The organism is Mesotoga sp. UBA5825, from assembly GCF_002432955.1.
In the GTDB taxonomy this organism is placed as follows: domain Bacteria; phylum Thermotogota; class Thermotogae; order Petrotogales; family Kosmotogaceae; genus Mesotoga.
This window is the reverse complement of record NZ_DJHG01000029.1, coordinates 44,792-60,006: the sequence shown is the minus strand read 5'-3', so window position 1 is coordinate 60,006 and position 15,215 is coordinate 44,792. Positions and strand designations below refer to the sequence as shown.

Annotated in this window: 16 protein-coding genes; 9 read left to right on the top strand and 7 right to left on the bottom strand. The window is 44.9% G+C overall.

Annotated features, from left to right (window positions below; all coding sequences use genetic code 11):
- Positions 1 to 537 carry an NUDIX hydrolase gene (locus tag B3N33_RS02765; RefSeq protein ID WP_214061197.1) on the top strand — a complete coding sequence of 179 codons (537 nt, stop codon included), beginning with the start codon at positions 1 to 3 and terminating at the stop codon, positions 535 to 537.
- Positions 530 to 1,978, top strand: a complete 1,449-nt coding sequence (gene gltX, locus B3N33_RS02760) for a glutamate--tRNA ligase (protein WP_214061201.1) — start codon at positions 530 to 532, stop codon at positions 1,976 to 1,978. The genes B3N33_RS02765 and gltX overlap by 8 nt, the downstream gene beginning before the upstream one ends.
- Positions 1,979 to 2,013: 35 nt before the next feature.
- Here the strand turns inward: gltX and B3N33_RS02755 are convergent, their stop codons facing one another.
- The 7 genes from B3N33_RS02755 to B3N33_RS02725 form a co-directional block, all read right to left on the bottom strand.
- Positions 2,014 to 2,973 (bottom strand): ABC transporter permease, encoded by a 960-nt coding sequence (locus tag B3N33_RS02755; protein WP_214061198.1) that lies wholly within the window; start codon positions 2,971 to 2,973, stop codon positions 2,014 to 2,016.
- Entirely contained in the window at positions 2,970 to 4,025 is a 1,056-nt protein-coding gene (locus B3N33_RS02750) for an ABC transporter permease (RefSeq protein ID WP_214079315.1), read from the bottom strand. The genes B3N33_RS02755 and B3N33_RS02750 overlap by 4 nt, the downstream gene beginning before the upstream one ends.
- A complete protein-coding gene (locus B3N33_RS02745; RefSeq protein WP_214079368.1) occupies positions 4,022 to 5,563 on the bottom strand; it encodes an ABC transporter ATP-binding protein in 1,542 nt (513 codons plus the stop codon). The genes B3N33_RS02750 and B3N33_RS02745 overlap by 4 nt, the downstream gene beginning before the upstream one ends.
- 140 nt (positions 5,564 to 5,703) lie before the next feature.
- Complete coding sequence (locus tag B3N33_RS02740) at positions 5,704 to 6,726, bottom strand: BMP family lipoprotein (RefSeq protein WP_099830655.1); 1,023 nt, start codon at positions 6,724 to 6,726, stop codon at positions 5,704 to 5,706.
- The gene (locus B3N33_RS02735; RefSeq protein ID WP_214079316.1) at positions 6,723 to 9,044 is read right to left on the bottom strand and encodes a hypothetical protein; all 2,322 of its coding nucleotides are present in this window, start codon (positions 9,042 to 9,044) and stop codon (positions 6,723 to 6,725) included. The genes B3N33_RS02740 and B3N33_RS02735 overlap by 4 nt, the downstream gene beginning before the upstream one ends.
- 18 nt (positions 9,045 to 9,062) lie before the next feature.
- The gene (gene udk, locus B3N33_RS02730) at positions 9,063 to 9,668 is read right to left on the bottom strand and encodes a uridine kinase (RefSeq protein ID WP_099830657.1); all 606 of its coding nucleotides are present in this window, start codon (positions 9,666 to 9,668) and stop codon (positions 9,063 to 9,065) included.
- Positions 9,668 to 10,321 (bottom strand): redox-sensing transcriptional repressor Rex, encoded by a 654-nt coding sequence (locus B3N33_RS02725; RefSeq protein ID WP_214079317.1) that lies wholly within the window; start codon positions 10,319 to 10,321, stop codon positions 9,668 to 9,670. The genes udk and B3N33_RS02725 overlap by 1 nt, the downstream gene beginning before the upstream one ends.
- 148 nt (positions 10,322 to 10,469) lie before the next feature.
- On the opposite strand from B3N33_RS02725, the gene B3N33_RS02720 reads away from it, so the two are divergent.
- From B3N33_RS02720 to B3N33_RS02690, 7 genes are read left to right on the top strand one after another with little or no spacing between them, the layout of a single operon-like run.
- Positions 10,470 to 10,805 (top strand): hypothetical protein, encoded by a 336-nt coding sequence (locus tag B3N33_RS02720; RefSeq protein ID WP_214059767.1) that lies wholly within the window; start codon positions 10,470 to 10,472, stop codon positions 10,803 to 10,805.
- Entirely contained in the window at positions 10,805 to 11,341 is a 537-nt protein-coding gene (locus B3N33_RS02715) for a DUF4416 family protein (protein ID WP_214079318.1), read from the top strand. The genes B3N33_RS02720 and B3N33_RS02715 overlap by 1 nt, the downstream gene beginning before the upstream one ends.
- Positions 11,338 to 12,639: a 30S ribosomal protein S12 methylthiotransferase RimO gene (rimO, locus tag B3N33_RS02710; RefSeq protein WP_214079319.1), complete on the top strand. Its 1,302-nt coding sequence runs from the start codon at positions 11,338 to 11,340 to the stop codon at positions 12,637 to 12,639. The genes B3N33_RS02715 and rimO overlap by 4 nt, the downstream gene beginning before the upstream one ends.
- Positions 12,626 to 13,165: a CDP-diacylglycerol--glycerol-3-phosphate 3-phosphatidyltransferase gene (gene pgsA / locus B3N33_RS02705; protein WP_214059770.1), complete on the top strand. Its 540-nt coding sequence runs from the start codon at positions 12,626 to 12,628 to the stop codon at positions 13,163 to 13,165. Before rimO ends, pgsA begins: the two co-directional genes overlap by 14 nt.
- A gap of 1 nt (position 13,166) precedes the next feature.
- Positions 13,167 to 13,739, top strand: coding sequence for an RNA 2',3'-cyclic phosphodiesterase (gene thpR / locus B3N33_RS02700; protein WP_099830662.1), 573 nt, complete (start codon positions 13,167 to 13,169; stop codon positions 13,737 to 13,739).
- Positions 13,723 to 14,772: a recombinase RecA gene (recA, locus tag B3N33_RS02695; RefSeq protein ID WP_099830663.1), complete on the top strand. Its 1,050-nt coding sequence runs from the start codon at positions 13,723 to 13,725 to the stop codon at positions 14,770 to 14,772. The genes thpR and recA overlap by 17 nt, the downstream gene beginning before the upstream one ends.
- A complete protein-coding gene (locus tag B3N33_RS02690) occupies positions 14,772 to 15,209 on the top strand; it encodes a regulatory protein RecX (RefSeq protein ID WP_099830698.1) in 438 nt (145 codons plus the stop codon). Before recA ends, B3N33_RS02690 begins: the two co-directional genes overlap by 1 nt.
- Positions 15,210 to 15,215: the final 6 nt, after the last annotated feature.

The window sequence follows — 15,215 nt, the reverse complement described above, 5'->3', positions numbered from 1 at the left end:
ATGGAGCATTCGATAAGAAAGGAGAAAATCTTTTCGGGCAAAATTCTTGATCTTGAAAGACACACCGTCTCGATTCAAGACGGTACTACGGCGTTTAGAGAGGTTGTTCGTCATCCCGGTGCCGTTGCTGTCGTTCCATTCGTAGATGATAAATTGCTGCTCGTGAAGCAATACCGTTTCCCCGTTCAGAAGTTCATGCTCGAGATACCTGCCGGAAAGCTTGATGCCGGTGAGAACCCAGAAGACTGCGCCAGAAGAGAACTGCTGGAAGAGACGGGATATGTTACAAGATACTTACGCAAACTGACTACGATTGAGACTTCGCCGGGATTTTCCGATGAGATAATTCATATCTACCTTGCAGAGGTGGAAAGGGTTCAGGATCCCTGTCCCGATGAAGGAGAGTTTGTGGTACCGATTCTGATCGACTCAAGAGAGGCGATCAGAATGATTGTTGACGGACAAATAACTGATAGCAAGAGTATTTCGGGGATTTTACTTGCTTTTGCTGGAAGGGAAAGTGATGATGATGATTAGAGTAAGGTTTGCGCCCAGCCCTACTGGATACCTTCATGTTGGTGGTGCCAGAACTGCGTTGTTCAATTACCTGTTTGCGAAGCATTACGGCGGCAAGCTCGTCCTTCGTATTGAAGATACCGACGTTTCAAGATCCACAAAGGAATTTGAGGAGCAACTCATGGAGTCACTTTTGTGGTTGGGGATCACCTGGGATGAAGGACCCGATGTGGGTGGGTCCTTTGGGCCCTATAGACAAAGTGAAAGAGGAGAAGTTTACAGGGAGATGGTATTCGATCTCCTTCAAAGGGGGCTAGCCTACAATGTCTATGCTTATCCTGAAGACATTGAAGCGCTTCACGATAAAATGCTTTCGGAAGGAAAGGCACCTCATTATTCTCAAGAGATGCTGGAGGTCTTCAACTCGCCAGAAAGGGTTTCGGAGTTCGAAGCCAAAGGACTTAATCCGGTTGTCTTCTTTAACATGCCACGCAAGGAGTACAGGCTTCCCGATAAAATCAAAGGCGAGGTCGTTTTCAAAGAGGGAGCAATTGGAGACTTTGTGATAATGCGGTCCAACGGTCAACCAATATATAATTTTGCGGTAGTTGCTGATGACGTTTCTATGGAGATTTCTCACGTTTTACGAGGAGATGATCATCTATCTAATACCCTAAGGCAACTTGCTCTTTATGAAGCTTTTGGAGCACCAATACCATCTTTTGCACACTTGTCGATGATTCTTGGGCCTGATGGAAAGAAGTTGAGCAAAAGACATGGAGATACATCTGTAGAGCAATTCAGAGAGAAAGGCTTTTTGCCAGAATCTTTCTTCAATTTTCTTACTTTACTAGGGTGGTCACATCCTGATGGTAAGGAGATCTTACGACACGAGGAGATAATCGAAAGCTTTTCGATTGAGAGAGTGAATACGAGCGCTGCAATCTTCGATGAAACCAAGGCAAGATGGATGAACGGGGTCTACATTCGTGAATGCGATTTGGATAGGATAACCGATCTGACGATTCCGTTTATTGTGAGAGCAGGTCTAATGTCTTCAGAAGAAGTCATCGCCAATAGGAAGTGGTTGAGAAGGGCAATTGACTCCGTTCGAAAGGGAGTGGAAACCCTATTGGAAGTGCCGGAGAAAATGCATCTTTATTTTGAAGAGCCGGAAATCTCTACCTTCAACCCCTCTAGTGATATCGATAGGGGAATCTATAGGGCTCTTGAGGCCTTCAAAGACAGAATAGAGTATCTTGATGCATGGAACAACGATGAAATAGTCGGGACGATCAGAGCAGTTCTCAACGAATTCAAACCCGATAGAAAGGGGTTCTACATGTCCTTGAGACATATTCTAACAGCGGCCGATGAAGGGCCAGAACTTGTTGATGTTATCTTTCTTCTCGGTAGAAACAAGACTTTGAACAGACTTCAACAGGCTCTGAGATTTGTGTAAAACAAGAGGTCCCGAAAGGCCTCTTGTTTTCGTAATCAGGATTCTTTTTCGTAAGGTGTTCCCGAAGCAGCAGGTGATCGCGTCTTGCCAATAAAACCGCCCACTACTATCAGCGTGACAACAAATGGAATCATATTGAATAATGGTTTCACACCTGCCGACACCGACACAATTGAACTACTCTGTAACTGCAGGTTCATCGCTTCCGCCGCTCCAAAAAGTATTGCAGCCCACATGGCCCCAACCGGATTCCAGTTTCCGAGTATCATAGCGGCAAGAGCAATAAATCCCCTTCCATGAATCATATTCTCAACGAATCTTCCCAGTTCACCGACCGAAAGAAAGGCCCCGGCAAGACTTGCGAAAACTCCACTCATTAGAACTCCGAAATATCTGATCTTGTAGACGTTTATTCCTAGAGTATCAGCAGCTTCAGGATTTTCTCCGACCGCTCTCATTTGAAGACCAAGAGGTGTTCTGTACAGTAAGAACCAGCTGGCAACAACCGCAATTACTGAGATATACGTAAAAGGACTCATAGAGCCGAAAATCTCGCCTATGAAAGGGATACCCTTCAACCAACCTGCGTCAAGGTATGGAACTCTTCCAATGAAATCGGTCTGGCCTTCGTTTCCAAAGATCGGAATCATCAGGAATGAAGTTGTTCCCTGAGCGATTATCACAAGAGCGGTAGCACTAACTATCTGATTAGCCGACCACCTAATACTTGCCCATGCGTGGAACCAGGTGAACCCCGTTCCTATGATGACGGCCATTAGTACACCGATCCAGGCGTTACCAGAAAGTAGGGTGAAGACGATCGAGGTAAAAGCTCCCATGAGCATAATACCTTCAAGAGCGATGTTCGTAACGCCGGTGACTTCGCTGTAAGTGCCTCCAAGAGCGGCGAATATTAAAGGAGTCGCAGAGAGCAAAGTGAGTTTATAGAATAGGGGGTTGACAAGTATTGCGAAGATCGCTTCGATCCAGCTCATATAGCAGTCACTCCTTTCTTTCGCTTCCACAGAATAAGAGTGGAGACAATTCTCTCAGCAGCCACAAGGAAGATTACTATCCCCTGAATGATAGATACGATGTCGTTAGGGATTTGGGCTCTAATCTGCATCGCGTTGGAGCCTGTTCTTAAGGCTGCTATCAGAAGAGCCGCAAAAATTATTCCGATTGGGTGGTTTCTCCCAATTAACGCAATGGTGATACCGTCAAATCCTCTTCCTCCTGTGAGTTCGCCGACGAATCTATGAGGAGGTACTCCAATGAGGTCGACGATTCCTGCCATACCAGCAAGAGCACCACTAATTGCCATTGTAAGAATTATGCTCTTTCTAATACTAATACCGCCATACTCAGCCGCATGCTGGTTGAATCCTACGGCCTTTAACTTGTAACCGATGGTGGTCTTCTCTATCAGGATGTACATTATGATCGCTACAGCAATGGCAATGAAAATCCCAACGCTTAGTTCAGTAGCCTGAACTTTTAGTATTACCGGAAGCTTCGATGCTTCTGCAACTTCCGGACTCTTCGGAGTACCGGAGCCGACCGCCAAGGGTCCGGTCACCATATAGGAAGCAAGGTTAGCTGCAATCCAGTTGAGCATGATCGTTGAAATAACTTCATGCGCTCCAGTGAAAGCTTTCAGAAAACCAGCTATTGATGCCCAGAAGGCACCTGCGAGCATTCCGGCTATAATTGAAAGAGGGATGGCAATAACCGAAGGAATTCCCCCGATATTCATGGCTACTATTGCACCTATTAGGGCACCCATCGTCATCTGGCCTTCAGCGCCTATGTTGAAGACTCCTGCTCTGAATCCGAACCCGACTGCAAGACCGGTTAGAATCAGGGGTGTCATCTTCATAATAGTATCTGCAAGTGCTTCCTGACTACCAAACGCGCCGTCAATCATTATGGAATACGCAGTAATTGGGTTCTTGCCGATCATGATAATAATCACGGAAGCTATCAGGAGAGCTATCAAAACGGAGACGATCGGTACTAGTAATGCGTAGATCTTGCTGGTATTCATCCTTCATCACTCCGTTCCCTAACGACTTCGGCCTTTTTATGCCCTGCCATCATAAGTCCTATTTCCTCTCTGTCGACTTCATCTGGAGTAACTTCTCCCATAATCTCTCCTTCATAGAAGACAAGTATCCTGTCAGAGAGAGAAAAAATCTCATCGAGTTCCATTGAGATCAGAAGCATGGCAATGCCCTTGCCGCGCATCGAAATCAAAGTCTTATGAATAAACTCGATTGCTCCGATATCCAGACCTCTGGTGGGCTGAGAGACTACCACAACTTTCGGTTCTATCGGAACAACGCTCAGTTCTCGGCCCACGACAACCTTCTGTTGATTCCCGCCCGAGAGGTTGCCAGCGAGCATGTTTATGTTCTTTGGTCTCACATCGAAAGCATCTACTACGCCTTTTGAGAATTCCTTTACGTTTCTAAGGTTTATGAACCCCTCTTGAGAAAAGGGCTCTTCGTCTTGTTTACCAAGGATGAGGTTGTAATAGACTGGATACTGGGCTATCATTCCCCTTCTCAGTCTATTCTCCGGGATGTGTGTCAAACCAGCTTCTCTTATTTCAAGCGCCGTTTGATTAGTAAGATCAACGCCACTCAAGTATATTTTTCCTTTCTCAACTTTCCTAAGACCGGTGATCGCCTCGATAAGCTCTGTCTGACCGTTACCTGCTACGCCGGCGATTCCCACAATTTCCCCCTGACGAACCGAGAACGAGACACCATTGACCGTATCTAAGTTTCGATTATCCTTCACATGGAGATCTTTGACTTCTAGAACGGTTTCGCCGGCGCGTTTCTCTTCCTTTTCGACTCTTAGGAGAACTTCTCTTCCGACCATCATGTTTGCAAGTTGTCTGGGATTTGTGTCTTTGGTGTTCACCTTACCGGTTACTTTCCCGAGTCTCATCACTGTCACCCTATCGGTAATAGCCATGACTTCATTTAGCTTATGAGTGATGAAAATAAGCGTCTTTCCATTATCTCTTAACACTCTAAGTATTTTGAAAAGCTCTTCGGTCTCCTGAGGGGTTAGAACGGCTGTCGGTTCATCGAAAACGAGAATCTCGGCACCCCTGAATAGGATCTTCAGAATCTCAACTCTTTGCTGCATACCAACTGGAATGTCTTCAATAAAAGCATCCACATCAACGGCTAGTCCGTACTTTTTAGACAAGTCCGTAACGATCTTACGCGACTTGTTAGTGTCCATGAACATTTTTAAGGGACCGTGCTTCGGTTCTGAACCTAGAACTACGTTTTCAGCGACAGTCAGGTTATCCACCAACATGAAATGTTGGTGGACCATCCCGATTCCTATGTCAATAGCATCCTTTGGCCCGTTGATAACTGTTTTCTTACCATTTATGAAGATCTCTCCTTCGTCAGGAGTATAAAGCCCATACAACTGATTCATGAGAGTAGACTTTCCTGCTCCGTTCTCGCCCACAAGCGCATGTATTTCGCCTTTCTTAACAAAGAAATCCACATGATCATTAGCAACAACGGAAGGGAAGGTCTTCACAATTCCTTTCATAGCTACTGCGATACCTGAGAGATCGAGGCTTTCAACGTAGCTTTCTTCCACACGCTCACCTCCATCGTTCATGATACGAAAGATCGGGAGAGGTCGCTCTCCCGATCTTTGATATCACACGATTGTGTGAATTAATTCCATTACGGAAGGGTTATATCTGGAACAACGAACGCATCGAGCTTCTCTTGAGTATCAGGAACAATAAGCGTTCCGGCTTTTAGAAGACCCTTAAGGAACTCAACTTCGCCGAGAATAACCGGTCCAACAACATCCTTAGTGTAGGTCATCGGACTAATTCCAACACCTTCATCCTTTATTCCGAGTGTCTTTGCTCCGGGTTCGAAAGTTCCGAGAGCGATACTCATAACGGCTTGATAGGAAGCCATGTCAACTCTCTTGACAGAACTTGTTAGGACTCTTCCAGGAGCCATGTAATCCTGATCAACATCGACACCAACTGCAAAGAAACCTTCTCCCTTTTCTGCTGCAGCTTCAATGACACCATTTCCACACGCGCCAGCTGCATGGAAGACAATGTCGGCGCCTTCTGCGAACTGAGCGATGGCAAGGTCCTTACCCTTCTTAGGATCGTTGAAATCCATAGTGTATCCCTGAAGCATGCTTATCGTCTTTCCGTGTATCTCTTCGTAGACTCTTATTCCGGCCTCATAGCCGTAGCGGAATCTTTCAACTGGGGGAATTGGAAGACCTCCAACGAAGCCTACCATGTTGGTCTCTGTCATGGCCGCTACCACATAACCTACCAGGAAAGCTCCTTCTTGTTCTTTGAAGAGATACGTTGCTACATTATTCGGCATGTTCTCAACAGGGTCAATGTCTATGCCTACGAAGTAAGTATCCGGGAACTGAGGAGCAACCTTATACAGCGCATCGGCCATCATGAAGCCAACTGCGAAGATAATGTCTGCTTCCTTTGCTGCGTTTGACAGATTAGGGATATAGTCGGACTGTTCCTTTGATTGTACGACTTCTCTGTCAATTCCCAGGAAGTCAGAGGCCTTGACAATTCCTTCCCAAGTTCCATCATTAAATGACTTGTCTCCGAGCCCCCCAACGTCAGTAATCATGATTACCTTCATTGCCATTACTGGGAGAGCAAACATGAGAATAAGTGAGAACACCAACAATAGTCTTAGTTTCATTCAACAACACTCCCTTTCTTATGAGATAGTAAGATCCATAGAACTGATAACACAATTATACCCGCAAAAACTACCAAAAACAAAATGTTTATCGAAGGTTCAATAGGCACACTCAGCATCGGAGAACCACCTTGGACAAAGAGATTTAGATCGCTCAGGCCCGGGAGCTGTATTAACAGGAATACTACAATTACTGCAAGGTGGATATAAGAGATAACAGGTTTCTTTACAACAAATAGCGTAATCGTCAGCAAAAAAAGAGCAACTACTAGCGCCGCAAACTCTGGAACTCTGTAGACTTTGACCGGGATTGGCAAGGGTTTGCTTTCTAGCAGCGGATCGATTCTTTGATGGTAATCGTCCAAAGCGATGGAAAGCTCAGGTCTTGATCCTAGAGTATCTTCAAGTGAAGTGGTGAAATCCTTTCTCATTGTTTGTCCAGCGTATTTGACAATTGTCTCTGAAGTGGCCAGTAATTTTGAAACGGCATTGGCGTAACCTTTGCTATTTCTGTTGCTGTCTCTTATGAAGCTATTGATATCTTTTGTGAGGTCCTGCAACTCGGATGCATATACGGCCTGGTTCTCAATAGACAAATACTCGCTAAAGGTCGGGGCCGTTACCCTCAATCTTCCGTTGGCATCTATACTGTAGGTCAACCCTGCCTCGGATGAAAAAGAGTTCAGTTTGTTGGTGATGATTATCCTCAGGACTCTTTTCAGAGTGTTCAACTCACTCGAAACAAGTGAGTTCAACTCTCTTGTCTGCAGGCTGATCATCGACTCAGGGGCAAGAAACACATCGTTCTTCAGAGTTGAATAGTAAACTGAATCGTAGAATCCATCGAAACTGTCCATTGAAAGCTCTGTTTGCTCGTTAAAAAGATTAAGGAATGGCAGAATGGCTATGAGAACAAGCATTAGCAGTTTCAAGAGCAGAACTCTGTTTCTCTTTCTCCTATTCATTAGCGAAGAAACGGTCAGAATGAACGCGAATGCAAAGGCGGGCAATGCCACTATTGAATGCAGAGAAAGATCGAAGATGCCAACAGTAATGTTACCAATGAAGAATATGTACAAGGTTTCAAGAATGATGATAGTACCTAACAGATACTTCTTGACAGAGTCGAAGAGAGTGAATCCCAGAACAACCATCAATGCGTAGGCAACAATTCTCAACCACCAGAGATCGATTTTCTTTTCAACGCTTGAAACGAGGTTGGCTGAGAGCTCGTTCCTTATCCGACCCATTATGTTTGTTTGAATGGGTATGATCTTTCTCACTTCACTGGTGATGTCGTTCTCGATTAGGCCGACCGGAGTGAATTGCTTAATTGAAAGCAGCTGGGCGCCCATCTGAATCTTTTCAAAGACTTGAGCCTTTACTTCTGGATTCTCCTCAAGGACGTCCATTAGTTCTCGATACTCAGAGTCATCTGGTTCAGTGCCAAGCTCAAACCCTGCCAATTCTTTCGGTTTCACCGGGATCGACTCCGGGAAAAAGGGAGCATAATCAATCAGAGCCATAGATCTCAGAAGCCATAGCCGGAAGAGTTCTCTCCCAGATGCCATCATCTCAGGACCGGAAATCTGAGCTAGATCCATAGCAGTCTGAATTGCTAATCTGTTTACTTCTTCATCAACAAGAGTGTCCACTCGGTACTCTTTCGAACTCAAGGTCGAGATCGTAGAGTTAAGGGCTTCAAGTATCCTGGTATCTGAAAGACTCAGAATTTCTTGTTCCGACTCTGCAGGAGCGTCTACTGCAAGGTTGAAGGAAGAAAAAGAGTTTGTTATAGTCAGTTCCTCGGGAAACGCTTCAGGTTTGCTCTTCACGAGGCCAAGAGCGAATGCTATCCACTCCTTATAGACAGTCTCTGCCATACTCCTGACTCTTGTCGTGTAGGAGTTGAAGACCTCAAGATATGCCGGCATCTCATTTAACGTATAGGTCTCAAAGGGTTTTCCTGACATGTCTGTTAGAACCCACGCAAGAAAGGCGCTATAGGCTATCCTGTCGTCGTTATCGCGAAAGTCAATGTCTGTGAAAGCTCCGAGATGCCTGGTCAGCAACCCGGCGATAGTCGTTGAACTCTCTTTCTTTTCAATGCTCCCAACCATCTGGAGTTTGTACATCCTGTAGATTGACAGATAATCAAGGTCCTGATTGAGCCTGACAACTTTGGGCAGCTGCGGCTCTTGGCTTACATAATCACTAATGTAATTCTCGAAATCCTCAATGATCACTTTCTGGCTAAAGGAAAAGGAAAGAATTGCGATTACCAGAAACACAATGACCGAGAGTATTCTATTTGGCACTCTACACCTCCAGCCCGATCACTTGTTCAACATGTTCTCAATGGCGTTGATTATGACATTAAGACCGGTAGTGTTCGCGGCCCCGTCAGGTAAAACTATATCACAAAAGTATTTCTGGGGTTCAATGAAACTTTCAAAAGACGGAGCGACAAACTTTCTATACTGTTCTATTATGCTGTCTACGGATCTACCTCGCTCTTTAGTATCACGTTCTATCCTTCTAATAAGCCTTTCATCTGCCGGCGCATCTATGTATATTGAGAAGTCGAAGAGATCCCTCATTTCCCTCTTGAACATTACCAGGAGCCCTTCGACGATAATCAGCGGTTTAGGCCGAAACTCTCTACAGATTCCTTCTTCTCGCCTGTACGTGACCATGCTATAGACTGGAACCATAATGCTTTTGTTCTGCTTAACGGATTTGAGGTGCTGTTCAAAGAGTTCAAAGTCAAAGGCTTTCGGAGAATCGAAATTGAACTCTCTCGGATCAGTTCCGGGATCCAGGTTCTTGTAGTAGTCATCCATCGAGAGAACAGCTGCTCTTTCGTTGAAGTGATTGAAGATTACGTTGGTTACGGACGTCTTTCCGGCCCCGCTTCCTCCGATTATTGAAACAAGAACCATTAAGCTCTTCTCCCTTTTCTGGAAGAACCGAATGTCATATTGAAAGCAAGTGATCTGAATGAGACAGAAATGTCAATTTCCTCATTGCTTATGCCAGGAGGCAGAGTAAGGCGGATTGGAGCGAAGTTGACAATCCCCTTGACACCCGCATTTGCCAATAAATCAGCGATGATTTGGGCCGCGTTCGCGGGAACAGTGATTACACCTATCTCTATTTGCCTTTTCTTCACAATTTCCTCTAACACTTCTGTTGATTCTATTACAAGATCGTTAGGCATTGGAATACCGATTTTGTTTGGATTGTTGTCGAAGAGCGCTTTCGAAATGAAACCGGAGTTCTCAAGTCCGGGGTAGTTGGCCAACGCCATACCGAGGTTTCCCATCCCCACTATACAGGTTTTCCACTTCTTCCTTATTCCAAGGATTTCGCTAATACTATCAAGAAGATGCTTTGTACTATAACCGACACCCCTCTTTCCGAACTCTCCAAAATATGAAAGATCCTTTCTCACTTGACTGGCTTTAATCCCGAGTCTTTCTGCCAGATCATTTGAGGATACGCTTGCCACTCCTGAGATAACCATGTTTTCCAGGCACCTGTGGTATACGGCGAGTCTCTTTATAGTAGGTTTTGGGATTTTTGTGTTATCCATTGCTGATCACCTCCCGGCAGGCGTATTTGTGAAAATTATATCACGGTTATTTACATACATCTTTTGATGGCGCCACTCAGAAAATGTGCCATAGCAACGTGCTATAATTATCCGTAGAATATCCATAATTTCGACTGGAGCGCTTTTTATGGGAAAGAGAGCAAGACTTAATAGCCAGGTAGCATCGGTAGTACTGCTGATAATTTCTCTCTTCCTATTTATAGAATCGCTTTACATTTTTAGATACATAAGAGAATCGCAGTCTACCGAATTTGAAGTCGGTTTTTTCGACCTCTCGTCTCGTCTCAGAATTCTTCTCGGTGATGAGGGGTATGTTCTTGAACCTGGTGAGCATTTGGTACTCAAGATAAGACGAAACGATAAATTGGTTGTTGAGCAAGATCTGCCCGGAAGGTATACGGTTAGGGGCGGAGGCGAGATGGTGAATGTGAGTATTCCACTGGCGGAAGTGAGTGTAAAGTGATGGGAAGCTATAGAGAAACGGAAATGGTCAATCTCGTTGTCTTCGCTTTCGGTTCATACATAGATTACAGGCTTCAGGAAATTCAACCTGTTCTTGAGAAGGAGTTTGGACCGGCAGACTATATATCGAAATCGCTGGATTTCGATAAATACACGTCTTATTATAACGATGAGATGGGATTTGGTCTTAAAGGTAAGCTGCTTTCTTTTAAGAGGCTCGTACACCCTCAACAACTTTCCCTTATAAAGAGAATTACAAACGATATTGAAGAGAAATTTGGACTGGAAGGGAAGAGAAAAGTAAATCTAGATCCGGGCTATGTTCATCATGCTCAGTTTGTTCTCGCATCAACTAAGCATTGGGCGAATCGTATTTATATCGGAGACGGCATCTCTGCTGAGATAACTCTCATTTTCGTCAATGGTGCTTTTGCACCACTTCCATACACTTATCCGAACTATCGGGATCGGGAGTATATTGAAGAACTCATGCGAATCAGGGAGCTGTACCTCTTCAAGAGAAAGGAAAGACTATGAAGTTTGGTGTTCTCTCTCTGGGATGCTCAAAGAATATTGCCGATATGGATAATTTCATAGGCATTATGAGAAGCAGGGGCCATGAGATAGTAAAAGATGCTTCGCGTGCGGATTTACTAGTTATAGACACCTGTGGGTTTATCGACGATGCAAAGAAGGAGAGCCTGGAAGAGATCTTCAGGGCCCTTTCCTACAAAGAGCACAATCCGAATCTAAGAGTACTTGCAGTCGGGTGCCTTGTTCAAAGATATTTCGAAGAATTGAAATCTGAGATCCGCGAAGTTGATGGGTTAGTTGGAGTCACAAGCCCGGCAACGCTCGCTGATCTTATCGAGAGAAACGAGGTATTCTTCATTGGTGAACCTGATGGAGTCTACGAGTACTCCACCAGAGTCGCTGAAAAATATAGTGCTTATGTGAAGATTGGAGACGGCTGCAACAGAAATTGTGCTTTCTGTTCAATTCCCAACTTCAAGGGTTTTGCGGCAAGTCGTACTTCAGAAAGCATAGTTAAAGAGACTCTTTCTTTGGTGCGACAAGGTGTGAAAGAGATCGTTCTAGTATCTCAGGACTGTACGCAATATGGTTTAGATCTGGATGAGGGAGTCACTCTTGCCGGACTTCTCGGTAAATTGAATGATCTTGAAGGAGATTTCTGGATACGGGTTCTTTATCTTCACCCAGATCATGTGGAAGATGAACTGATAGATTCGATTCTCTCGCTTTCAAAGGTGGTAGATTATTTCGATATACCTGTTCAGAGTGGTTCCGATGAGATCCTGAAGAGAATGGGCAGGTCAAAGAACTCTAGACAGTTACGCGATTTGCTCCTTGGAATCAGAGAAAAAGCACCTCATGCTGTGTTGAGAACGACAATAATGGTCGGATTCCCAGGTGAGAGTGAAGCTACATTCAACGAGACTGTCAATTTTGCAAGAAGTGTTAGGTTCGATAGACTCGGAGGCTTTGTCTACTCAAGAGAGGAAGGAACGCCAGCATTCGATAAGAAGCTTACTGTAAGCAAGAATGCGGCAAAGGAGATGCTTGAGCTTCTGCTTGACGAACAGGATCGGATTTCGGCGGAGCGCCTTTCGGACTTTAAAGGAAAGGTAGTTACTGTGTTGCTTGAGGAGAGCGGTGAGAGTTACACGCTGGGAAGAGCATATAACAGCGCTCCTGATGTTGATGGAGTGGTTGTTTTGAAGGGCCATAAGCAGGAAGGAGTTTTCTTGAAAGCCAGAATCACAGATACTTACGAGCATGACATGGAAGGTGTTGTTCTTGATGAACTTGCCTAACATTCTTACCTTGTCGAGAATGGTTCTCGCTTTACCTACCCTTCTATTGCTAATGAGTGGGAATGTCGTCGGTTACTACTTTTCATTCCTTGTCTTCGGAATTGCTTCACTTACAGATTTCTTTGACGGGAGAATAGCAAGAAAGCGTGGTCTCGTTACGGATCTGGGGAGGTTTCTAGATCAGATCTCTGACAAGATCCTTGTTACATCAGTCTTCCTGGGCTTCATGGCGATTTCGAGAGTCAGTCTCTGGTTCCTTTTCATACTGATCGTAAGAGACACGCTTGTCTCAGGGATAAGAATGGTTGCCTCGAGCAGGGGAAAAGTGATCGCGGCTGATGCTCTCGGAAAGGTTAAGACGTTCTCTCAAATGATTCTCTTGGTAATTCTCTACATGAATTTGCTATGGGAATTCCCCTCTCAAGCATTGGTGCTGTGGCTTGAGGTCTTCGTCGCAGGTGTCACGGCAGCGAGTGGAGCCAACTACCTGTTTAAGAATCTAGACATTTTCAAAGGGGGGGAGTGACTTGCGCTCTTTTATCGCAGTTGATACAGGCGACAGGGTTTCCGCTATGATAGACAGTATTTCGGAAAGGCTTAGAAGGATGGGGTTCAAGGCATCATGGGTTCCGGGAGTAAACTCTCACGTTACTCTTGCATTTCTTGACAACATAGAGCCGGAAAGACTCTCTTTACTGGCATCGATGTTGTCGCGTAGACTGAGAGGGTTTCCTTCATTCACTCTGGAAACTGGAGGCATAGGTTACTTCAAACATAAGGACTTGCCAAAGGTTATTTGGGTAGGAATTGAAAGAAATCAGAGTCTCATTAATCTACAGAGAGAGACGCGAGTAGTTCTTGAAGCAATGAATCTGCCTGTTGAAGATAATTTTAGACCGCATTTGACTGTAGGCAGGATGAAATTCAGTCCGCCAATGTGGCGGAAATTCTTGAGTACACTTGATAGTGAACGAGTGATATTTCCTGTTGGAGAAGCCACAATATTCGAATCGATTCTCTCCAGGGAAGGAGCTAGGTACAGAAAGGTCTTCACATGCAGCTTTGAAGGAGGACTGATTGAACATGCTGTCGAAGGATAAGAAAAACGCACTTGATAGAGCAATAAAAGATATCGAGAAACAGTTTGGCAAGGGTTCGGTAATGCTTATGGGAGATAAAGAAGATCAGAAGAGTATAGAAGTGATCTCAACCGGCTCACTTGCTGTCGACATTGCCCTTACAGTGGGGGGTTATCCAAGGGGCAGAGTAGTTGAGGTTTACGGTGCTGAATCGAGCGGAAAGACGACAATTGCCTTGCACGCTATTGCAGAAGTTCAGAGGCGGGGTGGGATAGCTGCCTTCATCGATGCAGAGCACGCTCTCGATATCCATTATGCGCAGAATCTTGGGGTGGATGTTGACAATCTCTTGATATCTCAGCCTGATTACGGAGAACAGGCTCTGGACATTGTTGATGGCCTAATCAGGTCTAGTGCGGTCGATCTAATTGTAGTGGACTCTGTTGCAGCTTTAGTGCCTCGCACCGAGATTGAGGGGGCGATGGGCGAACTGCAGGTTGGTCTTCAGGCTCGGCTTATGTCACAGGCACTTAGGAAGATTTCTGGGAACGTAAGTAGATCGAAGTGCATCGTGATTTTCATTAACCAAACAAGAATGAAAATCGGGGTAGTCTACGGTAATCCTGAAACAACAACCGGGGGTGTCGCACTGAAATTCTATGCTTCGGTAAGACTTGAGGTTAGGAGGGGCAGTGCTATAAGAGAAGGGAACACAGTTCTTGGAAACGAGACAACCATTAAAGTTGTGAAGAACAAAGTTGCCCCGCCATTTCGAGAAGCCAAGGTTGACATAATTTACGGGCAAGGGATCGAGCATGCAAACGAGCTATTCAATCTTGCGGTTTCTGAGAACATGATAGATAGAAAGGGAGCATGGTACGCTTACATGACTCCTGATAATAGTGAAGTAAGCCTTGGGCAGGGCAAGGCCAATGGAGTAGAATTCTTGAAGGAAAACCCTGAGCTGATGCTCGAGATTGAAAACAGGCTAAGGACGAAGTTTGGTTTGCCGCTCCTGGAAGTCAAGAAAGAGGAGAAGGAAGACGACAAGTGATGGGTTCAGATCCAATGAAAGATGCTTTGAGATATTTGAAATACAGGTTGAGGTCAAGAAGGGAAATCGAAGTACAGCTCTTCAAGAAGGGGTATTCTGAGAAAGAGATCAAAGAGGTCATTGAAAAGCTGGAAGAGCAGGGCTTAGTTAACGACGGCATTTTCGCCAGACTCTATGTAAGCGACGGACTGAATGTGCATTACAAAGGCCCGTTCAGGCTTCGACAGGAGCTTCTTGGGTTAGGAATCTCAGAAGAGGTAATTGACGATACAATTAAATTAGAACTGGACAGTTGCGACTTGAAAGAGATTGGAAAAAGAGCTGCGGGCAACACAGAATTGACTGATCCTGATAAGATAAGAAGAAAACTCTACAGAAGAGGGTTTTCCTCTTCGATAATCGATGAGATTATTGAGGAGATCAAAGAGAAATCATGAAGGGAG